A 22,962-nucleotide genomic window follows, 5' to 3' on the forward strand; every position below is an offset into this window, starting at 1 on the left:
TCAACGTCCAGCTTTTGCCACCGGGCCGGGCACATTGCCCTTGGCCATCAGGGTGATGATCGATGAATTCCCCGGCAGGTGCCCGACCTGACAGGACACAGGCGTTCCATCCGGCGCGGTGACGGAGTCCGAGAGCGTGGCGCGATCCAGCACCGCCTGTTCGACCCGTTCCCAGAACGCGCCCGGCAGGGCCTGTCGGCTGACCGACAGGAAATCCTGCAATGTCATGTCCGCGAAGGACGCGTCGGGATCGACCCCGAGCATTTTCCGGCAGGCCAGGTTGCACAGGGTCACGATGTTGTCCGGGCCAAAGACCACCTTGGCCTGATCGCTGGCGTCCAGCACGGCCTCGCGCAGGGCGATCTGGCTGTGAAAGTGCCGCGCCAACGACACGTTGTCGGTGATATCCTCGAACAGGAACGCGATGGCGCCGTCCGGGTGCGGCCGCCCGGTGACGCGGTACGTCACGCTGTTGGGCAGGTGCCAGTCCTCGAGGTAGAGGCCCCCGGCGGCGGTGCTGCTCATATCCTCGATCTGTTTTCGCCACGTGTCATAGTTTTTGGGTTCCGGAAGCACGCGGTTGTCGCGCAGGCTGTCGAAGAATTGCATCAGCGGGGGCTGCGACGACAGGAAAGGGGCTGGCAGCCCGGTCAGGTCCAGCAGCGCGGGGTTGAAAAGCGCCAGCTGGCGGTTGCGGTCAAAGACGGCAAGGCCGGTTGTCAGGTTCGCGAAGATCTTGGTCAGGGTCTGGATAAACTCGCGGCGCACGGTTTCGGCATTGGTGACCCGGGTGATGTCGGTGGCGAACACGGCGCGGATATCGCCCGCCGTCACATGCTCGACCTCAAAGACACGGTCCTGCGCGTCAAGGTGGACCCGCGTCGGGCCACTTGCCCCGGTGGCAGCCGCGACGAGCTGCTCTGCCGCCGCGTCGGGATAATCGGCGAAAGCGGCATTCTGCCAGATCGTTTTGCCGTCGCCGCCCAGCATGCGCGCGGCACAGGGGGCATGATCGAACACCGTCTGCACCTTGTCGAAGGCGGCGCCCGGTGGCGGGAGCGTGGCGGGCTCGTTTACCTCGACCCGCTCGGCACCGTCATGCCGCGAGAGGGTCAATGACGCATGATCGCCGCGCATCGTCGCTTGCAGGTCGCGGATTTCGCCGTTTTCCAGCTCGCTCAGGGAGCCGGGAAGCGGGCCAAAGCGGTTGCCCAGCCAATGCCGCAGGTCCGACCAGCGATCAATCTCGCCCCAGCCAGGGCCCGGCAGCGTAGCGGGTCCGGTATCCTGAGATGTCAGGGTGTCGTCGTGAAAGAGAAAACTGGAGGACCGCATGCCGTTGTCGGCATCACGGGACGTGGCCGGCTGCCACGACCGGCCCAGCACCCACAAGACCAGCAGCGAGACCACCGCGGACACTGCGAGTGCCAGTGCAAGCGAGAAAGGCGAGAGGCCGGCCATGCAACGTATCCTGATCCAGTTAGCGCCAGCATGAGCCCCCAAGGTTAATGTGTCGTTAACGAAGCCGCGCGTCAGGTCTCGATCAGCTGGTTGTCACCCAATGATTGCCGTCCCTGCCGGGTGTCTTCCTCCAGCCTTGCGCGCGGCCAGGACACCTCGACAAAGGCGCCGGTGCGGTCGGAAAAGCCTTCGCGCTTGCGAAACGAGTCGCTGCCATTGGCAAAGACCAGATCGGCGCCGGAGCGCTCCAGCAGCGTCTTGGCGATAAACAGCCCCAGCCCCATCCCCTCGTATCCCGGGCGCAGTGGATCGGGGCGCGTGAAACGGCGACGCATGAATGGCTCCCCGATGCGGCCAAGGAATTGCTGCGGATAGCCGCGGCCGTCATCCATGATCCGCACGGTGATGGCTGAATCGTTCCACTCACTGTCGATCCAGACACTGTTCCTGCTAAAATCGACCGCATTCTGGATGAGATTGCGCAAGCCGTGGATGACCTCGGGCCGGCGCAGGATGGTGGGCTGCGGCCCGGCATGGGCGATGTCGGCGACGATCTCGAAGCGGATGTCCTTGCCCCGGTCGAGATGCGGCTCGGCGGCCTCTTCCAGCACGGCCGAAAGCGGCGCGCGGCGCAGGTGCAGGTCGTCCTTGCCCGCGCGCCCCATGGACCGCAGGATGTCGCGGCAGCGGTCGGCCTGTTCACGGATCAGGAGCGCGTCGTCGCGCAGGTCGGGATGGTCGTCCAGTTCCTCGGCCAGTTCCGCGCTGGTCAGCTTGATCGTCGCCAGCGGCGTGCCCAACTCATGCGCCGCCGCAGCCACCACGCCGCCCAGGTCTGTCAGCTTCTGTTCGCGGGCCAGTGCCATCTGCGTCGCCTGCAACGCCTCGGACATCGCGTACATTTCCGAGACGATCCGGCGGGAATAGACACCCAGGAACACCACCGCGATCAGGATCGCGATCCAGTTCCCGAAAAGGAACAGGTCGGGAATGAACAGCCGTTCGCCCGTTTGCGTGGTCAAGGGCATGTAGAACCGCGTCAGCAGCGACGTGATGAGGATCGCCGCGCCGCCGAGGAAGATCGTCGACCCGGCCGTCAGCGCCGAGGCCGACACGGTCACCGGCCCCACGATCAGGATAGAGAACGGATTGTGCAGCCCGCCCGTCAGGTAGAGCAGCGCGCTGAGTTGCAGCATGTCGAACAGGACCACCAGCAGCGTCTCGCGCTGGCTGAGGCGCTTGTTTTCGGGAAAGATGAAATAGGCCGTGACGTTGGAGATGATCGACAGGCCGACGACGAAATAACACAGGCCGAAGGCGAGGCTGAGCCCCAGCACGTATTGCGCCACCAGGAGCGCGGCCAATTGCCCGGTCACCGCCCACCAGCGCAGCATCACCAATGTGCGCAGCGGAACCGATTGCCGGCCCGAGCTGAACTCCTGCGGGGTCACGTGGGTGTTTGCCATGCGTGATCTTGTCTCTCTTTCCTTCGGCGAAGGGTGGCTTTAGATGTGCCACAGGCAAGCGGATAATCCTAGCGAGGTGACAGGCATCATGACACGAGTTTACGCGATTCTTGCGGCATTGACCGTTGTAACGATGGTCGGCGCGATGTCGTGGCTGGGATTTTCGGGCGGCGAAGGCGATGACCAGTTCGCCCAATGTCGCGGCGGTGCGGTAGCCGGTGGAGCCGGCGCCATCGGAGGGCCGTTCACGCTGGTCAGTGAAACCGGCGAGACGGTGACCGAAGAAGACGTGATCGACAAGCCGGCACTGATCTATTTCGGCTATACCTTCTGCCCCGATGTCTGCCCCATCGACAACGCACGCAACGTGGCCGCCGTGGAAATGCTGGAAGAGCGCGGCGAGGACGTGAAGCCGGTTTTCATCACCGTCGACCCCGAGCGTGACACGGTCGAAGTGATGCGCGAGTTCACCGACGCCTTTCACCCCGATCTGCTTGGCCTGACGGGAAGCGAGGAGCAGGTGAAGACGGCGACCACTGCCTACCGCGCGTTTTCGTCCAAACAGGATAGCGACGACCCGGATTACTACCTCGTGGATCACTCGACCTTTACTTATCTCACCCTGCCCGAGCACGGATTTGTCGAGTTTTTTCGGCGGGATGACACCGCCGAGGCTATGGCGGACCGTGTCCAGTGCTACTTAGATGCCAGTTGACCCTGCGATAGTTTGACGCATGATCAGGGGCGCGCTACATCTGAAGTCGCGAGCGGGAGGAGACTTGCACAATGGCGGAACACGCGGAGCTCGGAGCCGACAGGACATTGCTGCTTGTCGATGACGACGAACCCTTTCTGAGACGCCTTGCAAAGGCGATGGAGAAGCGAGGCTTCGAAGTCGAGATGGCGGGCTCCGTTGCAGCGGGACAGGCGATTGCCACGGCGCGCCCACCGGCCTACGCGGTGTGCGATCTGCGGCTGGAGGATGGCAATGGCCTCGACGTCGTGGAAACCATTCGCGAAAAGCGTCCCGACAGCCGGGTCGTGGTGCTGACCGGCTATGGCGCGATTGCCACCGCCGTCGCGGCAGTCAAGATCGGGGCGACGGATTACCTGTCGAAACCGGCGGATGCGACGGACATCACCAACGCCTTGTTGGCCAGTGACGACGAAATGCCGCCGCCACCGGACAACCCGATGAGCGCGGATCGCGTGCGCTGGGAGCATATTCAGCGGGTCTATGAGCTGTGCGACCGGAATGTCAGCGAGACGGCGCGGCGGCTGAACATGCACCGCCGGACCTTGCAGCGGATCCTGGCGAAACGCTCACCGCGATAAGTCATACCGCTTGCAAATGCGGTCGACGGTCGTGCCGTCGGCCAGCACTGTGTCGGGCAGGCGCCTGCAATCCTCGAACCCCTTGCTTTGATAATAGGTCAGGCCACTGTCGTTGTCGGCGCGGATCGTGGCGTTGATCCATTTGTATCCGATGCGTCTGGCGCGCCGCTTGGTGGCCTCGAACAGTTTCGAGCCGATGCCGAGGCCGGTCTGGCCCAGCCGGACGAAGGTGGCGATATCGGCGGCCTCGGGCGGCAGGTCGGGATGCGGGCCGATATGCTGAAAGCCCAGCACCTGCGCCGCGTCGTCTTCGGCCAGGATCCATGCGTTCAGGCCGGGATAGAGCCGCATTTCGGCCTGCATCTCTTCGGGAGTGATGGACGTCGTCCGGGCCGTGGTGCCGCCCTTGGCGATGATCCGGTTCAGCAGTTCCGCCATCTGGCGGGCGTCGAGCGGATTGGCCTGACGAACGTGGATCATTCGGTCAGGCGCATCAGCTCTGCATGGCGGGCGGTGTAATCGGCGCGGGCCTCCATCGGCGGGCGCAGCACGATGTGCAGACCGTCGATGATATCAGCCGGGGGCGTGCCGAAGAAACGCGTCGCCTCGGCCTCTGAAAAGCCGGCGATTGTCGTGGCCTCCATCCAGGCGCTGATCTTGTCGGCCTTCTTGATCATCTTCTTGACCTGCATCGGGATCGCCGCGGGCAGGCCAAACCGCAGATGCACCGCTGCCGCCAGTCGCTTGTCGAGTTCGTCATAGGCCGGCCCAACGGCATTTTTCACGGGCGAGATCATGTCACCGATCACGTATTCCGGTGCGTCATGCAGCAGCGCGGCCAGTTGCCATTTTGGGGCCGGACGCGGGTTCAGGCGGGAATAGAGCCTTTCAACCAGCAGCGAATGTTCGGCCACCGAATAGGCAAAATCGCCGTTTGTCTGCCCGTTCCAACGCGCGACGAAGCTGAGCCCATGGGCGATATCCTCGATCTCGATATCGACGGGCGTCGGGTCCAGAAGGTCGAGACGACGACCGGACAGCATCTTTTGCCAGGCACGAGGAGGGGGCACGGGGGGGCTCCGTTACTACAGGGTTTGTTCATGGTTTATGCATCGGATGGCCGAATTGCAAAGCTTCGCTGGCACGTCCGGTGTGCCACATTCCTGCCACATTTCCGCCGCACACTGGCCGCATCGCATCACTGCTGCCAACGATGTCGGGCTTATGAGGCAAAAAACAATCGAGAACTGCCCCGCATCGACGTGATCGCGACCATAGACAGGGTATGTCCGAACTGCTGCGGCGTGCCCCTGATAGACCTGTAAAAGGAGCTTGAGATGATCAGGCAACTCTCAGCGGTCGGGGCAGCATTGGGCGCATTTGCCATCGGCACGCCCGCCATCGCCGCGCAATGTGCAGAGCGCGAGACGGTCGTGGAGCGGCTCGCCGTCCATTACGACGAACAGCCCACCGCCGCCGGCCTGCAGACCACGGATGACAGCCAGGCGCTGGTCGAGGTGTGGTCCTCGCGCGAAACCGGAACCTTCACCGTGATGATGACCAGGCCCGACGGCATGACATGCATCGTGGCCACCGGCACCGACTGGCACCAGCAGGGGCCAGACGCGCATATCCTGGGATCGGCCAGCTAAATCCGGTTCCGGTCGAACCGTTCCGAGCCTTGTGCAAAAGCTTCGTCTTCTCGTGGGTACGAAAGCCCTGCAACCGGCACATCTCGCTGGAAAGACTCCGTTTTCGGCAAAAAAGCGCCGCCCTGCGCCCCGCCGGGCGGCATTTTCGATTCCGCCGGGAACTAACCTGATGCGGGCTTGGTTGAGGCGGCATAACGCAAAGGAGGAAGATCCAATGTATAAGACACTGACAACTTCTGTTGCCGCCATCGCCCTGATGACCGGCGCAACGTTCGCCCAATCCGAAGCGGATGCCGAAGGCACGCTGACGACCGAGCAATCGGCCGAGGTCGAGAGCCAGGACACCTCGGAAGAGCTGGAACAGAGCGCCGAGCAGACCGGCGATGCTGTTGAAGACGCGGCGGAAGACACAGCACAAGCTGTTGAAAACACCGCAGAAGATGCAGCCGAGGGTGCCGAGGACATGGCCGAAGGCGCAGCCGACGCGACCGAAGAAGCAGCCGATGATGTTGCGGAATCGACCGATGAGGCCGCTGACGACATGACGGACAGCGACGTTGCTGCTGACACCGAGACCGATGCAGCTACCGAGTCGTCGGACAACATGGCTGCCGACACCGAGATGAATGCTGAAGAAGGCAACGACGTCACCAGCACCGAGGGTGGCATGGACAGCAGCTTCAGCGGCATGCTGGTCGGCGACATCCTTGGCCAGAACGTGACCACGCAAGCCGGCGAAGATGTGGGCGAGATCGACTACATCGTGCGCCAGGGTGAAGACCTTGCTGCCGTGATCGGCATCGGTGGCTTCCTTGGGCTGGGCGAATACACCGTCGCCATCCCGCTGGAAGAATTCTCGATGGCCCCCGAAGGCGAAGGCATGATGCTGAGCTCGTGGACCGAAGAAGAGCTGAAAGCACAGCCTGAATTCGACGAGACCGGCGTGGAAGGTCTGGAAGACGACGTGCCGCTCGACAGCGCGATGTAAATCGTACCCTGCAGCGTTACGCAGGACGCCGGGCGCCCCTTGACGGGGGCGCCCGTTGTCGTTTCCGGCATCGCCCCGGCGCATTCGTGCGCTCCGTGGAAAAGCCGCGAGAATTCCCTTTGTCGAGCAACGGTATGTGGCTATCCTGCGCGAGGCTTTTGCGCCGGAACTGAAAACACACCCCGGTGGAATGCCGGGACAGGTGGGAGAAGACTTTATGGGACGCCGTGATGAATTGATTGCAAAATACGCAGACGATTTGAAAACCAAATGCGGGATGACCCCGGACATGGACCTTTTGACCAAGGTCACGATCGGCTGCGGGCCGGCGATTTACGATGCCGATGCCGCGACCGTGGCCGCGGGGCAAGAGCACGAGTTGGAGACGGTGAAGGACAACTTCCTGATCAAGAAGCTGGGTCTGTCCGACGGGCCGCAACTGATGGATGCGATCAACCAGTGCATCGAGACCTACGGCAAGTCCGAGCGCAACAAGTACCGAGCGGTGATCTACTACATGCTGACCAAGCACTTCGGCAAAGAAGCGGTCTATCGCTGAGACCGGCAAGACCCGAATGAAACGCCCGCCCCCAGTGGTGGGCGTCTTGCGTTCAGGGCGACTGTTTGAAGAGGTCGGCCAAGGTTTTCAGCTGTCAGATCGCCCGCGTTGCGTGCCCGAAATGCTTTATCCGAGCGCGGATCTTCACCGCATCAAAGCCCCGGCGTTCTATTCGGGAGCCGTCGGTTGAATCAGGACCGACAGGGGACCGCCGCGCGGGCGTTCCTTGTTGAAGTCGATCTCGGATTCGATGTGGCGCAGGTGCATGTCGACCATGGACTGCGCTGTCGCCTCGTCGCGGTTGACGATGCTTTCGACGATCCTGGAATGCTCGTCATCGTCACACAGGCTGGCGCGATTGGATCCGTATAGCCCGATGATCAGTGAGGTTCGCATGGTCAGTTCGGACAGATATTTTTCCAGCACGCCGTTGCCGCCGATCCGGCCCAGCAACATGTGAAAGGCGCGTGAGGCGCGAATCGCCCGGGACCTGTCGTTGGCGCTGCGCACGCGGTCTTCTTCCTCCAGATGGGCGCGCAGGGCGGTCAGGTCGGCGGCGTTTGCATTGCGCACGACGTTGCGGATGATCGTGGCCTCGATCGCGCGCCGGGCCTGGAATACGTCGCGCGCCTCGGCTTCGGACGGGGTGGCGACGAAAGCGCCGCGATTGGGGATCAGATCGACCACCTGATGCGCGGCAAGGGTCGCCAGCGCACGGCGTACATGCGCGCGATTGCAGGAAAAAAGATCGCAGAGCGCCTGTTCCCCCAGTTTGGTCCCCGCCTGAAGGCGCTGATCCGCGACCGCGTCCAAAACATGTTCGACGATCATCAATTCTGGATTTTCGGACATCGGATCACCGCAATTCAGCCTGTGTTGAAAGGTGCCATTATTCCCGACAAAATTCGACCGCAAAAATTGTCTATTTAGATTGTTAACAATTTATGTTATCTAAAGTGCAGATCAAGTGGAGGAGCACATGAAAATCGCCGTCATCAACCCGAACGCCACGGTCAGCATGACAGACAAGATCGCAGCGACGGCGCGGTCGGTCTGCGCGCCGGGCGTGGAGATCGAGGCGCGCACCGGAATCGGCGCGCCGGTCAGTATCGAAGGCCATTACGACGAGGCGATGGCAATGCCCAAGCTTCTGGATCAGGTCCGCGACGCCGAAGCCGGACATGCCGATGCCATCGTCGTGGCCTGTTTCGACGACCCGGGCCTGGGGGCGTGCCGCGAGATCGCGACCGGCCCGGTGGTGGGGCTGTGCGAGGCGGCGGTGAAGGCCGCCAGCATGATCGCCACGTCGTTCAGCGTGATCACCACGCTGCCCCGTTCCGCCCCGATCATCGAGGAGTTGGTGCGGCGCTATGGGCTGGATCACCAGTGCCGCAAGGTGCGCTCGGCGGCGATTCCCGTGCTGGCACTGGAAGAGCCCGGATCGAATGCCCGCCTTCTGGTGCGCGACGAGATCCTGCGCGCGATCGAGGAGGATCGCTGCGAGGCCGTGGTGCTGGGCTGTGCCGGTATGTCCGATCTGGTGGAATGGCTGTCGGAGGAGACAGGCATTCCGGTGATCGACGGTGTCTCGGTGGCGACGAAATTCGCCGAGGCGCTGGTCGGCGCGGGGCTGAAAACAAGCAAGATCGGAGCCTACGCCACACCCAACCCGAAATAACAGACAACTGGGAGGAGACAGATGACAATTTCGGATACAAACGAGGGCGTTATGCCCCAGGAAGACCACGTACCCCATGCAATCGACAAGAAGGGCCTGGGCGAGGAATCGCTGGCCCCGCAGGAGACCCGGATCATGGATCCCTGGTCGTACCTGTTCGCGTGGCTGGGCGGCTGCGTGTCGATTGGCACCTTTACCATCGGGTCGGGCCTGGTGGGCACGCTGAACCTGCTTCAGGTTTTTCTGGCCATCGCCATCGGCTGCACCGTCATCGGCGTTGCGCTGATGATCAACGGGGCGGCAGGCCACAAGTACGGCATTCCGATGATGGTGCAGGTGCGCTCCGCCTTCGGGTTCACCGGCTCGCGCATTCCCGCGCTGGTGCGGTCGGTTCCGGCCATCGTCTGGTTCGGCTTTCAAAGCTGGATCGGTGCCGGGGCGCTGAACCTGGTGAGTGAAACGCTGTTTGGCTATTCCAACATCGTCGTGTTCTTCATCGGCTTCCAGTTCCTGCAGATATTCCTGTCGGTCCTCGGGTTCCATGGCATCAAGTGGCTGGAAAACATCGGCTCGGTCTTCATCATCGGATCGCTGATCTACATGTTCGTGTCGGTGATCGGCAAATACGGCGAGGAGATCAGCACGAACCTCGTGAATGTCGAAGGCACCTGGGGCGCGCCGTTCTGGGGGGCGACAATGCTGTTCCTCGGGATCTACGCGACGATGATGCTGAACGTGTCGGACTACTCGCGCGAATTGCGCCGTTCCGTCGGGCGCACGCGGCAGGTGGTGATCTATGCCAACTCGATCCTGCCCGCGACACTGTTCATGGGTCTGATCGGGCTGATGGTGTCGGGTGCGACCGGCGAGGTGGACCCGATCCGCGTGTTCTCGAACGCGGTGGACAACAAGCTGTTGCTGGTCATCACGTTGCTGTTCATCGCCTTTGCGCAGGTGACGACCAACATTCTCAACAACGTGGTGCCGCCGGCCTATGCGCTGATGGATGTGTTCAAGCTGAACTACAAGACGTCGGCTGTGCTGGTCGGTCTGCTGGCCTTCGCCACCTTCCCGTGGGAACTGGTCAAGGACGAGTCCGCCGCCGGTCTGAACCTGTTCATCCAGACCTACAGCGCCTTCCTCGGCCCGATCTTTGCGATCCTGGTGGTGGATTATTACGTGCTGCGCCGGCAGGTTCTGGACCTGGACAAGCTTTACGACGAGACCGGCGATTACAAGGGATTCAACCCGGCGGCGCTGATCGCGATGGCCGTGGGGATTGCCGCGGCTCTGACCTTTTCGTCGGTTTCGTGGTATGCAAGCCTGATCCCGGCGGGGCTGACCTATTACCTGCTGATGCGGCACATGCCCGCCGCGCGCCGGTTCCTCGACGGCTGAGGCACGCATATCGCCCGGAAGGGGTCGCGCGCCGGCCCCTTCCGCCCGTCCGCCGCTGACGCGTGCCCGGACAGATTTCAACAAAGGAGCAGACATGACCCGCTATCCCCGTGACATGCGCGGCTACGGCGCGACGCCGCCGGACCCGCGCTGGCCCGATGGTGCGAAGATCGCCGTTCAATTCGTGCTGAACTATGAGGAGGGCGGCGAGAACTGCGTTCTGCATGGCGACGCGGCCTCGGAGGCGTTCCTGTCGGATATTCCCGGCGCGGTGCCGTGGCCGGGCCAGCGTCACTGGAACATGGAGTCGATCTATGAATACGGCGCGCGGGCCGGGTTCTGGCGCTTGCACGACCTGTTCACAGGGGCGGGTATTCCGCTGACGATCTATGGCGTCGCGACCGCGCTGGCGCGCAGCCCCGAACAGGTGGCGGCGATGACCGGCGCCGGCTGGGAGATTGCCAGCCACGGCCTGAAGTGGATCGACCACAAGGATATGCCCGAACACGAGGAGCGCGCGGCAATCGCCGAAGCGGTGCGCCTGCATACCGAGGTGGTCGGTGAACGGCCGCGCGGCTGGTACACGGGCCGGTGCAGTGTCAACACCGTGCGCCTTGTCGCCGAGGAAGGCGGGTTCGACTATATCTCGGACTGCTATGACGACGATCTGCCCCACTGGCGCGAATTCTCCCGGCGCGATCAACTCATGATCCCCTATTCGCTGGAAACCAACGACATGCGCTTTGCCGCCACGCCTGGCTGGGTGACGGGCGGCGATTTCGAGACCTACCTGAAGGACACGTTCGACACGCTTTATGCCGAGGGCGCGGCGGGCGCGCCGAAGATGATGACGGTGGGGCTGCATTGCCGCCTGATCGGCCGCCCCGGCAAGATCGCCGGGTTGCGCCGTTTCATCGAGCATGTGCAGCGTCACGATGCCGTCTGGTGCCCGCTCCGCAGCGACATCGCGCGGCATTGGGCCGCCACCCACCCCCACCATCGCCAGGAACGCCCCAGCGCGATGAAAGAGGGACGGTTCATCCAAGTGTTCGGACCGACGCTTGGCGCGGGCAAGTGGCTGGCCCCGCGGGCCTGGGCACTGGAACTTGGGCCGGGCCATGACAGCGCCATCGGGTTGCACAATGCCTTTTGCCGCGCCCTGCGCAGCGCCTCTGACGCGGAGCGTGCGGCGTTGGCGCAAGAGCTTGCCGGGACGGCGCAGTCCGCGACGGTCGGCGCGGGCGGGGATGATCCCGGAGCGGCGACAGACGCGCGCGCCGTCGACCGTGCCTGCACGGCGTATGAAACCGCGCTTCTGCCGCGCCTGCGAGAGTTGCTGCCATGAGCGGCCCGCGCATTCAGGCCGCTCCATTGACGGCAGAGGCCTTTGCCCCGTTCGGCGACGTGATCGAGGCTCGGGGCGCGCCCGATATCATGATAAACCAGGGTCGCTGTGGCCGGTTCCACGACCGCGCGCGGCTCGATTTCGGAGACGAGGGCCGCGCCGGGCTGAGCCTGTTCGACGCCGAGGCGGAAACCCTGCCCGCCAGCCTCGGGATGATGGAGCGTCACCCGCTGGGAAGCCAGGCCTTCGTGCCGATGGATCCCGTGGCGATGCTGATCTGCGTGGCCCCGGATGCGTCGGGCCGCCCCGGCGAACCGCGCGCCTTTCTCAGCCAGCCCGGACAGGCGGTGAACCTGCTGCGCGGCGTCTGGCACGGCGTCCTGAACCCGATCGGCGGGCCGGGCCGGTTTTTGGTGATCGACCGGATCGGACCGGGCGACAACCTTGAAGAACACTGGTTCGAGCAACCTTTCACAGTCCAGGGAGACCTGTCATGAGCGACCGCACCTATGCCTATCCCGAGGGCGGGTTGCCGCCCCAGAGTCAGCTGCTGACCGGCCGCGCGGTGTTTACCGAGGCCTATGCGGTGATCCCGCACGGCACGATGAGCGATATCGTGACCAGCAAGCTGCCGTTCTGGGACAAGGCCCGGTTCTGGGTATTGGCGCGGCCCCTGTCGGGCTTTGCCGAGACATTCTCGCAATATATCGCCGAGGTGCAGCCCGGCGGCGGCAGCGACCGGCCCGAAACCGAAGCAGGGGTCGAGGCGGTGCTGTTCGTCGTCGACGGGACGCTGCGGCTGACGCTGGATGGCGTGGCGCACGAAATGGCTCCCGGCGGATACGCCTACATCCCGCCCGATACGGACTGGCAGCTGAGGGTACCGGGCGCGGCGCCGGCCCGGTTTCACTGGATACGCAAGGCGTATCAGGCGGTTGACGGGATCGACGCGCCCCCGGCGCTGGTTACCAACGAGGCAGATGTCGCACCGACCGCGATGCCCGACACCGACGGCCGGTGGGCCACCACCCGGTTCGTCGATCCCGACGACCTGCGCCACGACATGCATGTGACCATCGTCACCCTGCAGCCGGGCGCAGTGATCCCGTTTGCCGAAACCCATGTCATGGAACACGGGCTTTACGTGTTGCAGGGCAAGGGGGTCTATCGGCTGAACCAGGACTGGGTCGAGGTAGAGGCCGGCGATTTCATGTGGTTGCGCGCGTTCTGCCCGCAGGCCTGCTATGCCGGGGGGCCGGAGCCGTTCCGCTATCTTCTTTACAAGGACGTGAACCGGCACATGCCGCTCGCGCCCGGGGCCTTGGGTCACTTGCCGCGCTGAGCGGCGCATCCCGGCAGCGGTAGTCGACACGCCGCCGGGCCAATTCAAAAAAACAATAATGATGTCGATGGACAGAGAGGACACCATGACTGCAATCGATAACAACCACGGCCATGCCGGGTCCACGCTGGACCCGGAAGGCAACACGCTTCAGCCGGTCAAGCCCGGGGAAAAGACCTGGGGATGGTTCGCGATCTTCAACGTCTGGGCCAACGACGTTCAGTCGTTGTTCGGCTATTCGCTGGTGGCGTCGCTGTTCATCTCCTACGGGGTCAGCGGCTGGACCGCCTTTGCCGCGCTGATCGCCGCGGGGCTGTTCACCATGTGGATGGTCAACCTGTCCGGTGCGCCGGGCGAGAAATACGGCATCCCCTATCCCGTGTTGGCCCGCGCCAGCCTTGGCACCGGCGGCGCGCGCCTGCCCGCGGTCCTGCGGGCGACGGTCGCGGTGTTCTGGTACGGTGTGCAGGTCTACTTTGCCTCGACCGCGGTTGCGTTGCTGATCCGGTCCCTGACCGGGATCGAGGCCGGGGGCGCGGAGGTTCTGGGCCTGACCGGAATCGACTGGCTGTCGTTTTTCATCGTCTGGGCGTTTCACATCGTGATTTTCTGGCGTGGCATGAACTGGGTCGAGACCTTCCTGAACATCGCCGGGCCCTTCGTCTATCTGGTGATGATCGGCCTGCTGATCGTGCTTTGGCAACGCGCCGACGGCAAGCTGCTGGACGCGACCGCCACGATCTTTGCCAATCCGGATGCGACCTTCCTGACCGAGTTCAACGGCTTCGTCGCGATCGTCGGCACGATGGTGGCCTATTTCGCCGCGGTGATGATCAACTTCAGCGATTTCTCGCGCTATTCGCGCGACAAGCGTTCGATGGTGCTGGGCAACCTGGTGGGGCTGCCGTTCAACATGATCCTGTTCTCGGCGCTGGCCCTGCTGACCACCGCGGGGGCGGCTGTCGTCTTTGGCGAGGAGATCACCAACCCCAGCGTTATCGTCGAGCGCACGGATAGCGTGCTGCTGGGGGTCATCGCCGCGCTGACCTTCTTTGCGGCCACGGTCGGGATCAACCTTGTCGCCAATTTCATCCCGGCGGTGAATGGCATCGCCAACCTTGCACCGGAAAAGATCAGCTTTCGCAAGGCGGGGCTGATCACCTCGTTCCTGGCGCTGATCATCGGCGGCTTCTGGACCAGCTTCATCAGCGAGGTCGGCATCAGCGGGTTCGTCAACACGCTGGGTGCGACGCTGGCCCCGGTGTTCGGGATCATGATCGTGGACTACTACCTGCATCGCGGGCAAATCCTGGACGTGGATGATCTCTATGACATGTCGGGGGGGCGCTATCATTACAGCAACGGTTGGAACCTCACGGCGGTCAAGGTCTTTGCCATCGCGGCGATCTTCTCGGTCGCGACGGTCTGGGTGCCGTGGTTCGGGTTCCTGTCGGGGTATAACTGGGTGATCGGGGCCTGCCTTGGCGGCGCGTTGTACTATGCGCTGGCCAAGACGTCCGCTACGACCTGACCCTGGCAAAAATGGCGGCCGGCGGCAGAGTGATGCTGCCGGCCTACCGCGGACCGGATCAGCCTTGTGGCGCGCGTCCGGGGCGACGACCTGAGGGTTTCAGGTTCGCCCGCTATCACAACATGACGATATGGTTGTCCCAGGCGACGTCGTGCCGGGCCAGCGCTTGCGGTCCGGCCTTGTCGATGGCGAACAGCCCGCCGAGCCCGTCGCTGGCCAGGTATCCCGACCCGAGTGGCGCCAGGCCGCAGATATCCGCGCGGGTTACGCGGCCCAAGAACGTGCCGTCATCCGTGAACCGATGCAATCGCCCGCCTCGGGGCGAGGTGATGGCCAGGTCGGGGCCGTCCCCGTCCCCGCTGAAAGCGATGCTTCCGGCATAACCATCCATCGCAAGTTCATCGGCCAGGGGCGCGGAGGCAAGAACCGGCGCTTCGCCCATCCGGTGCAGACCCAGCAGCGGGGTCGCGGCCCCGGCCTCGCCCTGCCATTGCATCGCGAAACCGACCAGCCCGTCTGCCCGGACCGCAAGGTGCCGGATTGAATTCTGGTGCAGCTCTGGGGCCAATTCCACGCGATCCCGCTCGACGCCCTCCAATGACAGGTAGACGAGGCTGGGTCGCATGCTTTCCAGGTTCAACTTTCTGCGGTCCGTGGGATCGGTTGCAATGCCGCCATTGGCGACGACCAGGGTCGCGCGGTCGGGCATGAGCCGAATATCATGCGGGCCTATGCCGCCGGTGGGAAAGGCTCCGATCCGGGTGTAGCCCTGCGCTGCATCCCAGACACCGATCATGCCCATGCTGGTGTCGGCCCGCTGCTCGCTCGTCAGCAGCAGCGCGCCGTCGGAGGTAAAAACGCCGTGCCCATTCAGATGCTGCCCCTCGGGCGGGGTCAGCCGGTGGCGCACCGCACCCGTCGCGCAGTCGATCACCAGCGCGAAACGGCCCGGTCGCCTTGCAAAGGCCACGGCTTCGGCGCGCCGCGGATGTCCCGCCCCGGCGTGACCCCGTGCCGGAAGCGGCACCCGAAAGGTCGTCGTGCCGTCCCGGGACACGCCATAGAGCGCAAAGACCCCGTCGGGGTCTTTCGCCGCGGCCAGGTAGTGTGGGTCGCCCACCGCCGCCCAGCCAAGGCGCGGGGCAGCGCCAGCCGCCATGAGCGATGCGAGAAAACTGCGCCGCGTGGCCATCGTTCAATCTCCATCCTGTGAATTGAAGCCCGGCGTGATCCCGTAGCGGGCGCCGATCTCTTGCTCAATGGCCTCGCGAAGGCTGTTGACGGCCTGTTGCAGGACCTCTGCGCGCAGCCGCGCCTGTGGATCAGTCACGTCCTGAAACGCGGGCGCCTCGATACGCGCCGCTGCGGTTTGCACGGTCTCCAGAGCGGCGTCGGTTGTAGGCGTCGGCCAATCCGCCAGAGCCGTGGCCAGCCCATGCGCGGCTTCGGCTGCCAGTACAACGTTGCGGACGGACCGCCCTGATCGCCTCGCCTCGGCCAGCGCGGGACGCGGGCGGTCGAAGGTGCCCAAGGGCAAGCCCAGCCGCTTTTGCGCGGTGAAATCCAGCGACGACAGGATCTGCGTGTAGAGCGCGCGCAGGGCTTCGTCTTCGGTCAGGAAGGTGGCATTGCCCGCAGCGCCGGCGCTGCGCAGGGTGGCGGCGAACTCCCCCTCCCAACTTGCCTCCAGCGCCTTGGCCTGGTTGTGCAGGTCCGCGGCGATGGCGGTGACAAGATCGCAGGTATAGCTTCCGGGGGCATACTCCGCGAAGGCCGGGTCATGGATCAGCATTTCCAGCGCGAAGAAACCGCGCGCGGCGATCGAGACATCGGCATAGCCTTCCGGGTCACGGGCGATCGGGTCTTCCTCGGCAATGAAACGGGTCAGCGTGCGCTGGGTAAAGCCGCGCGGGTCGGGCCAGAAAGCGATCGAAAGGGCGCCGGTTTCGGAGGGGCCAAGGCGCAGGTCCGCCACCGGCATCCAGGCGTCGAACGCGGCCTGATAGGCCGGCCCCACGGCTTTCGGACGGCAGTCCGCGGCCGCGGTTTCCGCCAGCACCGCGGCCCTTTCGGCGAAAGCGTCAAAGCCGGGCAGGATGTGCCGGTCCAAAGCGCTGTCCACGTCGGCCAGGGCTGGCGCGGCAAGGCAAAGCGTCGTGGCGAGGATGGGCAGTCTCATAGGCTCTCCAGGTAACGGATCAGGGCGTCGCGGTTGGCGGGGGGCATATCGACAACCCGGTCGCGGGCCGCCTGCGCTTCGCCACCATGCCACAGGATCGCCTCCAGAAGCGACCGGGCGCGGCCGTCATGCAGGAAATATGTGTGGCCGGACACGGTTTCGGTCATGCCGAGCCCCCAGAGCGGGGCAGTGCGCCATTCCTGACCGCTTGCGCGGCCTTCGGGGCGGTTGTCTGCCAGACCCGGCCCCATGTCATGCAGCAGCATGTCGGTGAACGGCCAGATCAACTGGAAACTGGCCGGGTTGTCACCTTCCAGCCGATGGGTCACGTAGTTCGGACGATGACAATCGGCACAGCCGGTCTGAAAGAAGACTTCGCGCCCTCGCAGAACCCGGGCGTCCTCCACGTCGCGGCGCGCGGGAACGGCAAGCGTCCGACTGTAGAAGGTCACCAGATCAAGACCGACCTGATCGATCTCATGGCCGCCTTGTTCCGCGTCGCCACCATGCAGGGCCGCCGTGCAATCGGTCTGTGCATCGGTGCATTCGCCCGAGCCTGCCGGGTGGACCGGATTGGAGATACCGATATCGCCGGCAAAGGCGCTGGCGCTTTGTTCGAGCACGGTCGGGTTGCCGGCTTTCAGACCAAAACGGCCCAGCATCGGCTGCTCGTGCACGTCGGACCAGACGACCTGGGGCCGGCCCGAGATGCCATCGCCATCCATATCTTCGGGGTCAGCCCAAGCCAGGATATCCTGCGTGGGGATCGCTTCGAGCAGCCCCATGCCGATCATCTGGGGCGCGACGCGAGGGCTGATCATGGCAGCTTCGTGCAGCGGGCCATAGCCCAGATCGGCAGCTGTGTAGGCCGGATCGCGCAGGGTGACGACCTCGCCTCCCGAAAGCACGACCTCGATCTCCTCGTAGTCGATCTGAAGCCGATATTCAGGCGCATGGCCCGGCAGGCTGAAGTCCTGCAACTGGCTGCCATAGGTCGGTTCAGGCGCCACGGGATAGGTCCCCTCGATAAAGGAATGGATCGCCTCGGCCTCTGCCGCCGCGGCCGGAACCGATACGCGCAGAAACATCGACACGGCGCTGTCGTCGGGCCCTTCGGGCGGATGGCCCCGCCCGTCCTTGAGGTGACAGCGCTGACAGGAGCGCGCGTTATAGAGCGGCCCAAGCCCGTCCGACGCCAGCGTCGACGCGGGTGCCGAAACCCAGACACGTTCGAACATGCCATTGCCAAGCTTGAACTCCATTTCCTGTTCGAAGGTCAGGTTGGCGGCGGGTTGGGAAAAGGCGTCGGGCGTGTTGCGCGCCCGCACGGTCTGGCCGCCTGCGGGGTTCTGTTCGAATGCCCAGGCCGCAGAGAAATCGGTTGGACGCGCGGTCACCGCCGCAATGCGTGCACGCTCCGCCTCGGTGCGCGGGATGATGTCGAGATGCACATCCGCCAAGCCCGACCATGGCGCAGTCTCGGACAGGTGTGCGGCAACTGGAATGAACAAAGCCGCCGCAAGCGGCAGCAGGAAAATCAGCGGCTTTCGCATGGGTCTCACGTCGTGCGACAGGCCGGGGGCGCGAACACGCCGCACCCCCGCTTGAGTGTGGTTACTGGAAGACGGCGGAGGGATTGTCCAGGCTGTCGGAGCCCTCGATCTCGATCCCGCCCAGTTCTAGCTCGGCAACGACGCGTTCTATCGACCGGGTCTGGCCGACCAGTCCGTCAACGCCTCCCATGATCAGCGCCTCGCCACCTTCGTTGCCGCGGGCCAGCATCTCGTCATAGGCGAAACCCGCTTCGGCAGCGGTCTTGATCCGGCCCAGTGCCAGCACCGCGTCGGCGAGACGGCTGCGCATTTCCGTGTCCAGCTCGGGATTGCGGGCAGCGACAAGATCGGACAAGGACGGCCCGCTTACCGTGGTGCCATCCGTGCGCACGTAGCGTCCAAGATAGATGTTCCGGATGCCGACACCGTTGTAATAGTGGTCATTATGGGTGTTGTCGGCAAAGCAGGAATGCTCTTCCTCGGGATCATTGAGCATCAGGCCCAGCCGCATCCGCTCACCCGCGGTTTCACCGTAGGACAGGCTGCCCATACCGGTCAGGATGGCCGACAGCCCCGCCTGTTCGTCGGCCATCAGGGTATCGCGGGCCTCGCCGCCTTCTGCCCATTGGGCGGTGATCCATTCCAGATCCGAAACCAGGAGATCGGTCGCCGCAGACAGGTAATCGGCCCGGCGGTCGCAATTGTCATTGGTACATGCATCGCCCTGCGCATAGTCGGTCCAAGGCCGGTTGCCCGCGCCGTCGTCATGGCCGTTGAGATCCTGCCCCCACAGCAGGAACTCGACAGCGTGATAGCCGGTGGCGACGTTGGCCTCGATGCCATCCACCTCGTGCAAGGTGTTTTCCAGAAGGTCAGGTGTGATCTCGGTCGCGTCGATCTCCTGGCCCGACAGGGTGAAGGTCGGATTGGCGATGACATTCAGCGCCGCCAGTTGGTTGGCATCGGTCGGACCACCATAGGCACCGTCGACATAGTCGATCAGCCCTTCATCCAAGGGCCATGCGTTCACCTTTCCCTCCCAGTCATCCACGATGGGGTTGCCGAAGCGGAAGACCTCGGTCTGTTGGTAGGGAACACGCGCCTCCAGCCAGGCTTCGCGGGCGGCGGCCATGGTGTCCGCCGACGGCGTCTCGATCAGGGCGCTCACAGCCTCTTGCAGCACACGCGCGGCCTCAAGGCTGTCGCCGTAGTTCGCCTCGGCGATATCGGCATAGGTGTCGAGCACTTCTGTGGCGGACTGCGCCAGGGCGGGTCCCGACATCGCGGTCGCGATGGCAGTGGTGGTCAATACGGTGCGGAGCATCTCTTTGTCCTCTATTGGGTTCCAAGGCGGCGCGGCGTGGCTTCATCGTCCGGGCGATCCGGGCTTGCCATGCGATCCAGAAGCCGCTCGACCGACAGACCCTGTCCGGCAATGCCATAGACTGCCAGCTGAAGCAGCGCGTTTCGGCAGATCTCACCGGGTTGCGAATCAACGTTGGTCATCCTGCATCTTTCGCTGGACCGATTGCGCTCTGCCAAATTCCTGACGGAATAAGTCGGACGATGCAATAGTCGAGTTTTTCAGTAGGGATTCAAAAAGGCGCATGATCCTCGTCCGGACATGACGCCGGATCACCCTTGCGCCGGGTCAGGTGCCAGGCAAGGCCACGACCAGCTTTGGTAATTCACCAATAAATTCAATGATTTCTGTGAATTCTGGGACGGCCGGATGCAACGGTGACCCGGTCGTCCACAATGCGTCTCAGGTTAGAAAAGCCTGCCCATGGCCGGCGCCCTGGGCAGGCGCGGTATCATTCTACCTTGATCTTGACTTCGCCCAGACCGTCGGCAGCCATCAGTATTTCGTCGCCGCGATTGATCGGCCCCACGCCGGCGGGCGTGCCGGAGAGGATCACGTCGCCGGCAGCGAGCGTGAAGTAGTCGGACAGGTAGGAAATCATCTCGGGCACCTTCCAGATCATCTGGTTCAAGTCGCCCTCCTGATGAACCTCTCCGTTGACCGACAGCGTGATGCGACCTTCGTTCAGCAGGCCCGTCTCGCTAACCGGATGAATCGGACCGCAGGGCGCGGAACGCTCGAACGCTTTGCCGATTTCCCACGGCCGGCCCATTTTCTTCTGCTCTCCCTGCAGGTCACGACGAGTCATGTCGAGCGACAGCGCATAACCGAAGATATGGCTCTCCGCGTCCTTGATCGAGATTTTATCGCCGCCCGATTTGAGCATCACCGCCATCTCGACCTCGAAATGAACATCCGAGGAATGGTCCGGATAGGGAAAAATGCCGGACGGGTCCAGGTTGTCAGGGTTCTTCTGGAAGAAGAAAGGCGGTTCGCGATCCGGGTCATGGCCCATCTCGATGGCGTGAGCGGCATAGTTCCGGCCGATGCAATAAACGCGTCGCACCGGAAACTTCGCCGCACTGCCCGCGACGGGCAGCGCAACGACGGGTGGCGTGGGGATTACATAGTCTGACATTCGATTCCTCCCGGAAAATTTGGATTGTGTCTTGTAATAGCGATATGGATTGGTAAGATCAATCGCAACCAATCTGGTTTTTTCGAAAGAAAGCAGTATAGGTTGCGGATAAAACTGGGAATCGATCAGGCATGAGATCAATTGGTGCACCAATTTCGCAAGACGACTTGCTCAGCAAGCCGGAACCGTCGGACCAGAATGATGCCGTGGCACGACTGCGGGCCTTCATCGCCGATGGTGGCTATGAGCCGGGTGACCGACTGCCCCCTGAACGGGAATTGACAGGCGCGCTGGCGATGGGCCGTTCGATGCTGCGGCGTGCGCTCGACCATCTGGAACGGGATGGGGTGATCTGGCGACATGTCGGCAAGGGCACCTTTGTGGCCAATGGCGCTGCTGCCTCGGGCGGCGCAGGTGGGCTTGTGCAGCTTGGCCGGCAGTTGACGCCGTTCCGCATGATGCGCGCGCGGCTTTGCATCGAGCCCGCCATCGCCCGAGAGGCCGCGATGAATGCATCGAGCGAGTCGATGACGCGGATGCGCCTTGCCATGAACCGCGCGGAGTCGGCGCCCAACTGGGACGATTACGAGGCGCAGGACGACCATTTCCACCGCACGATCGCGATGGCGGCCGATAACCTGCTGTTGTTGTCGCTGTTCGACCAGCTCAATCAGGTCCGCCGGGCGGTGGCCTGGGGCAGCGTCACGCGCGACACGGTTCGTCCGAACCGAGACCACCAAAGTTTCAGGGAGCATGAGGCGATTGCCGTCGCGATCGAGGCGCGTAATCCGGAGGGTGCGTACGACGCGATGCGCGTCCATCTCGGGTCGGTCTCGCGACGGCTCTTTGACGAAGGATAAGAGCAGATCAAGTCGCAGAGCCCGCCAACCGGGCATTCAACATCGAATTTGGGAGGAGACGATGAATATGCAAAGACGATCCATTCTGAAATCCGTGGCGGGCCTCGCCGCGGGGACGATAATGGCGATGGCCGGCCCGGTTTTCGCGCAGGACAAAGATCCGCTGCGCGTGGCCTTCGGTGACATCGCAAGTGTCGAAAGCCTGAACCTGCTGATCGCCATGGAGCGCACCAAGGAACGTGGTGTGCCAATGGAGATGACCTTCTTCAACTCCGAGGATGTCGCTTCTCAGGCGGTTCTGGGCGGTGAAGCGGATATCGGGGTGGGCGCGCCCTATGCCTTTATCCAGAACGCAAAGGCACCGATCCGGATGTTCTACCGGATGTCGAGCCTGCTTTTCTTCCCGGTGGTAAACAGCGAAGTCTATTCCGGATGGGAGGACCTGGACGGCGAAGAAGTCACGGTTCATTCGCGCGGTTCCGGCACCGAGGCACTGATGCGCCTGATGGAAAGCAAGCACGGCATCGAGTATTCCCGAATTTCCTATGTTCCGGGCTCGGAAGTGCGGGCGGGCGCCATGCTTCAGGGTACGATCAACGCCACGATCGTGGACGCGGCCAATTTCCGGCTGTTGCAGCAACAGGGCGGCGACAAGTTCGCGCGTCTTCCGCTGGAAGGCGTCGATGCGACGGACGAAGCGCTCTATGCCAATGCCGAGACCTTCGAGGAACGTGGCGACGATCTGGCGATATTCGTCGAGGAGTTGCTGCGGACCTGGAAGGACATCGACGCCGACCCAAGCATCGTGGCGGACCTGCGCGAGGAATACGGCCTTCTGCCGGACCTGCCGGATGATGCCGTGGCCGACGCGGTGCCCTACTACAGCGAGGCTGTCGAGGGCGGTGTTTATCCGCTCGACGGGGGTGAGCCGCAGAATGCGAAGGATGACATCGCATTTCTCGCAGCGGCGGGCCAGGTCGAGGGCAACCCGGAAGAGATCGACCCTGCCGACTACTGGAACTTCGGCCCGCTCGAAGCGGCCAAGGCTGCCCAGTAAGACGTCACTGGTGCTCATCCCGGCACGTCCGGGGTGAGCCCTGACCCTGATGGATCT

Annotated in this window: 25 protein-coding genes; 14 read left to right on the forward strand and 11 right to left on the reverse strand. The window is 63.6% G+C overall.

Features of this window, described 5'->3' with window-relative positions; all coding sequences use genetic code 11:
- Positions 1 to 1,461, reverse strand: a complete 1,461-nt coding sequence (locus tag RBB18_RS05030) for a PAS-domain containing protein (RefSeq protein ID WP_103762580.1) — start codon at positions 1,459 to 1,461, stop codon at positions 1 to 3.
- A gap of 71 nt (positions 1,462 to 1,532) precedes the next feature.
- The gene (regB, locus tag RBB18_RS05035) at positions 1,533 to 2,927 is read right to left on the reverse strand and encodes a sensor histidine kinase RegB (protein ID WP_274592752.1); all 1,395 of its coding nucleotides are present in this window, start codon (positions 2,925 to 2,927) and stop codon (positions 1,533 to 1,535) included.
- Positions 2,928 to 3,015: 88 nt separating this feature from the next.
- On the opposite strand from regB, the gene RBB18_RS05040 reads away from it, so the two are divergent.
- Together RBB18_RS05040 and RBB18_RS05045 are read left to right on the forward strand one after the other, a co-directional pair.
- Positions 3,016 to 3,642, forward strand: a complete 627-nt coding sequence (locus tag RBB18_RS05040) for an SCO family protein (protein ID WP_306110382.1) — start codon at positions 3,016 to 3,018, stop codon at positions 3,640 to 3,642.
- A gap of 71 nt (positions 3,643 to 3,713) precedes the next feature.
- Positions 3,714 to 4,262: an ActR/PrrA/RegA family redox response regulator transcription factor gene (locus RBB18_RS05045; RefSeq protein ID WP_103762577.1), complete on the forward strand. Its 549-nt coding sequence runs from the start codon at positions 3,714 to 3,716 to the stop codon at positions 4,260 to 4,262.
- Here the strand turns inward: RBB18_RS05045 and RBB18_RS05050 are convergent.
- A complete protein-coding gene (locus RBB18_RS05050) occupies positions 4,251 to 4,742 on the reverse strand; it encodes a GNAT family N-acetyltransferase (RefSeq protein WP_306110383.1) in 492 nt (163 codons plus the stop codon). The genes RBB18_RS05045 and RBB18_RS05050 overlap by 12 nt on opposite strands.
- Complete coding sequence (locus tag RBB18_RS05055; protein ID WP_306110403.1) at positions 4,739 to 5,305, reverse strand: HD family hydrolase; 567 nt, start codon at positions 5,303 to 5,305, stop codon at positions 4,739 to 4,741. The genes RBB18_RS05050 and RBB18_RS05055 overlap by 4 nt, the downstream gene beginning before the upstream one ends.
- 294 nt (positions 5,306 to 5,599) lie before the next feature.
- Between RBB18_RS05055 and RBB18_RS05060 the strand changes: the two genes are divergently transcribed.
- The 3 genes from RBB18_RS05060 to RBB18_RS05070 all read left to right on the forward strand — a co-directional run bounded on the left by RBB18_RS05060 (position 5,600) and on the right by RBB18_RS05070 (position 7,461).
- Entirely contained in the window at positions 5,600 to 5,914 is a 315-nt protein-coding gene (locus RBB18_RS05060) for a hypothetical protein (protein ID WP_146049989.1), read from the forward strand.
- Positions 5,915 to 6,128: 214 nt separating this feature from the next.
- Positions 6,129 to 6,902, forward strand: a complete 774-nt coding sequence (locus tag RBB18_RS05065; RefSeq protein WP_103762574.1) for a PRC-barrel domain-containing protein — start codon at positions 6,129 to 6,131, stop codon at positions 6,900 to 6,902.
- 217 nt (positions 6,903 to 7,119) lie between these two features.
- The gene (locus RBB18_RS05070) at positions 7,120 to 7,461 is read left to right on the forward strand and encodes a DUF2853 family protein (RefSeq protein WP_103762980.1); all 342 of its coding nucleotides are present in this window, start codon (positions 7,120 to 7,122) and stop codon (positions 7,459 to 7,461) included.
- Positions 7,462 to 7,629: 168 nt separating this feature from the next.
- Here RBB18_RS05070 and RBB18_RS05075 read toward each other — a convergent pair whose 3' ends face one another.
- Positions 7,630 to 8,232 (reverse strand): GntR family transcriptional regulator, encoded by a 603-nt coding sequence (locus tag RBB18_RS05075; RefSeq protein ID WP_306110404.1) that lies wholly within the window; start codon positions 8,230 to 8,232, stop codon positions 7,630 to 7,632.
- Here RBB18_RS05075 and RBB18_RS05080 point away from each other — a divergent pair.
- The 7 genes from RBB18_RS05080 to RBB18_RS05110 all read left to right on the forward strand — a co-directional run bounded on the left by RBB18_RS05080 (position 8,152) and on the right by RBB18_RS05110 (position 14,755).
- Entirely contained in the window at positions 8,152 to 8,391 is a 240-nt protein-coding gene (locus RBB18_RS05080; protein ID WP_306110407.1) for a hypothetical protein, read from the forward strand. The two genes, RBB18_RS05075 and RBB18_RS05080, sit on opposite strands and share 81 nt — an antisense overlap.
- A gap of 49 nt (positions 8,392 to 8,440) precedes the next feature.
- On the forward strand, positions 8,441 to 9,139 hold the full coding sequence (locus RBB18_RS05085) for an aspartate/glutamate racemase family protein (protein WP_103762572.1): 699 nt from the start codon (positions 8,441 to 8,443) through the stop codon (positions 9,137 to 9,139).
- A gap of 21 nt (positions 9,140 to 9,160) precedes the next feature.
- A complete protein-coding gene (locus tag RBB18_RS05090; RefSeq protein ID WP_274592750.1) occupies positions 9,161 to 10,537 on the forward strand; it encodes an NCS1 family transporter in 1,377 nt (458 codons plus the stop codon).
- 94 nt (positions 10,538 to 10,631) lie between these two features.
- Positions 10,632 to 11,882 carry an allantoinase PuuE gene (gene puuE / locus RBB18_RS05095; protein WP_103762570.1) on the forward strand — a complete coding sequence of 417 codons (1,251 nt, stop codon included), beginning with the start codon at positions 10,632 to 10,634 and terminating at the stop codon, positions 11,880 to 11,882.
- Positions 11,879 to 12,379 (forward strand): ureidoglycolate lyase, encoded by a 501-nt coding sequence (locus tag RBB18_RS05100; protein WP_103762569.1) that lies wholly within the window; start codon positions 11,879 to 11,881, stop codon positions 12,377 to 12,379. The genes puuE and RBB18_RS05100 overlap by 4 nt, the downstream gene beginning before the upstream one ends.
- Positions 12,376 to 13,224 carry a bifunctional allantoicase/(S)-ureidoglycine aminohydrolase gene (locus RBB18_RS05105; RefSeq protein ID WP_103762568.1) on the forward strand — a complete coding sequence of 283 codons (849 nt, stop codon included), beginning with the start codon at positions 12,376 to 12,378 and terminating at the stop codon, positions 13,222 to 13,224. The genes RBB18_RS05100 and RBB18_RS05105 overlap by 4 nt, the downstream gene beginning before the upstream one ends.
- Before the next feature lie 85 nt (positions 13,225 to 13,309).
- Positions 13,310 to 14,755: an NCS1 family nucleobase:cation symporter-1 gene (locus RBB18_RS05110; protein ID WP_103762979.1), complete on the forward strand. Its 1,446-nt coding sequence runs from the start codon at positions 13,310 to 13,312 to the stop codon at positions 14,753 to 14,755.
- A 115-nt stretch (positions 14,756 to 14,870) separates the two neighbouring features.
- Here the strand turns inward: RBB18_RS05110 and RBB18_RS05115 are convergent, their stop codons facing one another.
- The 6 genes from RBB18_RS05115 to RBB18_RS05140 form a co-directional block, all read right to left on the reverse strand.
- Positions 14,871 to 15,947, reverse strand: coding sequence for a DUF1513 domain-containing protein (locus RBB18_RS05115; protein ID WP_306110384.1), 1,077 nt, complete (start codon positions 15,945 to 15,947; stop codon positions 14,871 to 14,873).
- Positions 15,948 to 15,950: 3 nt separating this feature from the next.
- Positions 15,951 to 16,934: an imelysin family protein gene (locus tag RBB18_RS05120; RefSeq protein ID WP_306110385.1), complete on the reverse strand. Its 984-nt coding sequence runs from the start codon at positions 16,932 to 16,934 to the stop codon at positions 15,951 to 15,953.
- A complete protein-coding gene (locus RBB18_RS05125) occupies positions 16,931 to 18,487 on the reverse strand; it encodes a di-heme oxidoredictase family protein (RefSeq protein WP_306110386.1) in 1,557 nt (518 codons plus the stop codon). Before RBB18_RS05125 ends, RBB18_RS05120 begins: the two co-directional genes overlap by 4 nt.
- A gap of 61 nt (positions 18,488 to 18,548) precedes the next feature.
- Positions 18,549 to 19,811: an imelysin family protein gene (locus RBB18_RS05130; protein WP_274592745.1), complete on the reverse strand. Its 1,263-nt coding sequence runs from the start codon at positions 19,809 to 19,811 to the stop codon at positions 18,549 to 18,551.
- A gap of 11 nt (positions 19,812 to 19,822) precedes the next feature.
- Positions 19,823 to 19,993 (reverse strand): hypothetical protein, encoded by a 171-nt coding sequence (locus RBB18_RS05135; protein ID WP_274592744.1) that lies wholly within the window; start codon positions 19,991 to 19,993, stop codon positions 19,823 to 19,825.
- 308 nt (positions 19,994 to 20,301) lie between these two features.
- Positions 20,302 to 20,988 (reverse strand): fumarylacetoacetate hydrolase family protein, encoded by a 687-nt coding sequence (locus RBB18_RS05140; protein WP_306110405.1) that lies wholly within the window; start codon positions 20,986 to 20,988, stop codon positions 20,302 to 20,304.
- Positions 20,989 to 21,119: 131 nt separating this feature from the next.
- On the opposite strand from RBB18_RS05140, the gene RBB18_RS05145 reads away from it, so the two are divergent.
- Positions 21,120 to 21,848 (forward strand): FadR/GntR family transcriptional regulator, encoded by a 729-nt coding sequence (locus tag RBB18_RS05145; protein ID WP_274592743.1) that lies wholly within the window; start codon positions 21,120 to 21,122, stop codon positions 21,846 to 21,848.
- A 61-nt stretch (positions 21,849 to 21,909) separates the two neighbouring features.
- The gene (locus RBB18_RS05150; protein WP_103762562.1) at positions 21,910 to 22,905 is read left to right on the forward strand and encodes an ABC transporter substrate-binding protein; all 996 of its coding nucleotides are present in this window, start codon (positions 21,910 to 21,912) and stop codon (positions 22,903 to 22,905) included.
- Positions 22,906 to 22,962: the final 57 nt, after the last annotated feature.

The organism is Roseovarius sp. MMSF_3298, from assembly GCF_030733705.1.
GTDB classification, from domain to species: domain Bacteria; phylum Pseudomonadota; class Alphaproteobacteria; order Rhodobacterales; family Rhodobacteraceae; genus Roseovarius; species Roseovarius confluentis.

Bases quoted from the DNA above. Each gene is read 5' to 3' on its own strand.
- RBB18_RS05045 (WP_103762577.1), top strand. From the start codon at position 3,714: ATGGCGGAACACGCGGAGCTCGGAGCCGACAGGACATTGCTGCTTGTC.
- RBB18_RS05100 (WP_103762569.1), top strand. From the start codon at position 11,879: ATGAGCGGCCCGCGCATTCAGGCCGCTCCATTGACGGCAGAGGCCTTT.
- RBB18_RS05135 (WP_274592744.1), bottom strand. From the start codon at position 19,993: ATGACCAACGTTGATTCGCAACCCGGTGAGATCTGCCGAAACGCGCTG.
- RBB18_RS05140 (WP_306110405.1), bottom strand. From the start codon at position 20,988: ATGTCAGACTATGTAATCCCCACGCCACCCGTCGTTGCGCTGCCCGTC.
- RBB18_RS05115 (WP_306110384.1), bottom strand. From the start codon at position 15,947: ATGGCCACGCGGCGCAGTTTTCTCGCATCGCTCATGGCGGCTGGCGCT.
- RBB18_RS05110 (WP_103762979.1), top strand. From the start codon at position 13,310: ATGACTGCAATCGATAACAACCACGGCCATGCCGGGTCCACGCTGGAC.
- RBB18_RS05105 (WP_103762568.1), top strand. From the start codon at position 12,376: ATGAGCGACCGCACCTATGCCTATCCCGAGGGCGGGTTGCCGCCCCAG.
- RBB18_RS05050 (WP_306110383.1), bottom strand. From the start codon at position 4,742: ATGATCCACGTTCGTCAGGCCAATCCGCTCGACGCCCGCCAGATGGCG.
- RBB18_RS05130 (WP_274592745.1), bottom strand. From the start codon at position 19,811: ATGCTCCGCACCGTATTGACCACCACTGCCATCGCGACCGCGATGTCG.
- RBB18_RS05030 (WP_103762580.1), bottom strand. From the start codon at position 1,461: ATGGCCGGCCTCTCGCCTTTCTCGCTTGCACTGGCACTCGCAGTGTCC.
- puuE (WP_103762570.1), top strand. From the start codon at position 10,632: ATGACCCGCTATCCCCGTGACATGCGCGGCTACGGCGCGACGCCGCCG.
- RBB18_RS05080 (WP_306110407.1), top strand. From the start codon at position 8,152: ATGCGCGGCAAGGGTCGCCAGCGCACGGCGTACATGCGCGCGATTGCA.
- RBB18_RS05085 (WP_103762572.1), top strand. From the start codon at position 8,441: ATGAAAATCGCCGTCATCAACCCGAACGCCACGGTCAGCATGACAGAC.
- RBB18_RS05065 (WP_103762574.1), top strand. From the start codon at position 6,129: ATGTATAAGACACTGACAACTTCTGTTGCCGCCATCGCCCTGATGACC.
- RBB18_RS05090 (WP_274592750.1), top strand. From the start codon at position 9,161: ATGACAATTTCGGATACAAACGAGGGCGTTATGCCCCAGGAAGACCAC.
- RBB18_RS05125 (WP_306110386.1), bottom strand. From the start codon at position 18,487: ATGCGAAAGCCGCTGATTTTCCTGCTGCCGCTTGCGGCGGCTTTGTTC.
- RBB18_RS05070 (WP_103762980.1), top strand. From the start codon at position 7,120: ATGGGACGCCGTGATGAATTGATTGCAAAATACGCAGACGATTTGAAA.
- RBB18_RS05150 (WP_103762562.1), top strand. From the start codon at position 21,910: ATGAATATGCAAAGACGATCCATTCTGAAATCCGTGGCGGGCCTCGCC.
- RBB18_RS05040 (WP_306110382.1), top strand. From the start codon at position 3,016: ATGACACGAGTTTACGCGATTCTTGCGGCATTGACCGTTGTAACGATG.
- RBB18_RS05055 (WP_306110403.1), bottom strand. From the start codon at position 5,305: ATGCTGTCCGGTCGTCGTCTCGACCTTCTGGACCCGACGCCCGTCGAT.
- RBB18_RS05120 (WP_306110385.1), bottom strand. From the start codon at position 16,934: ATGAGACTGCCCATCCTCGCCACGACGCTTTGCCTTGCCGCGCCAGCC.
- RBB18_RS05145 (WP_274592743.1), top strand. From the start codon at position 21,120: ATGAGATCAATTGGTGCACCAATTTCGCAAGACGACTTGCTCAGCAAG.
- RBB18_RS05060 (WP_146049989.1), top strand. From the start codon at position 5,600: ATGATCAGGCAACTCTCAGCGGTCGGGGCAGCATTGGGCGCATTTGCC.
- regB (WP_274592752.1), bottom strand. From the start codon at position 2,927: ATGGCAAACACCCACGTGACCCCGCAGGAGTTCAGCTCGGGCCGGCAA.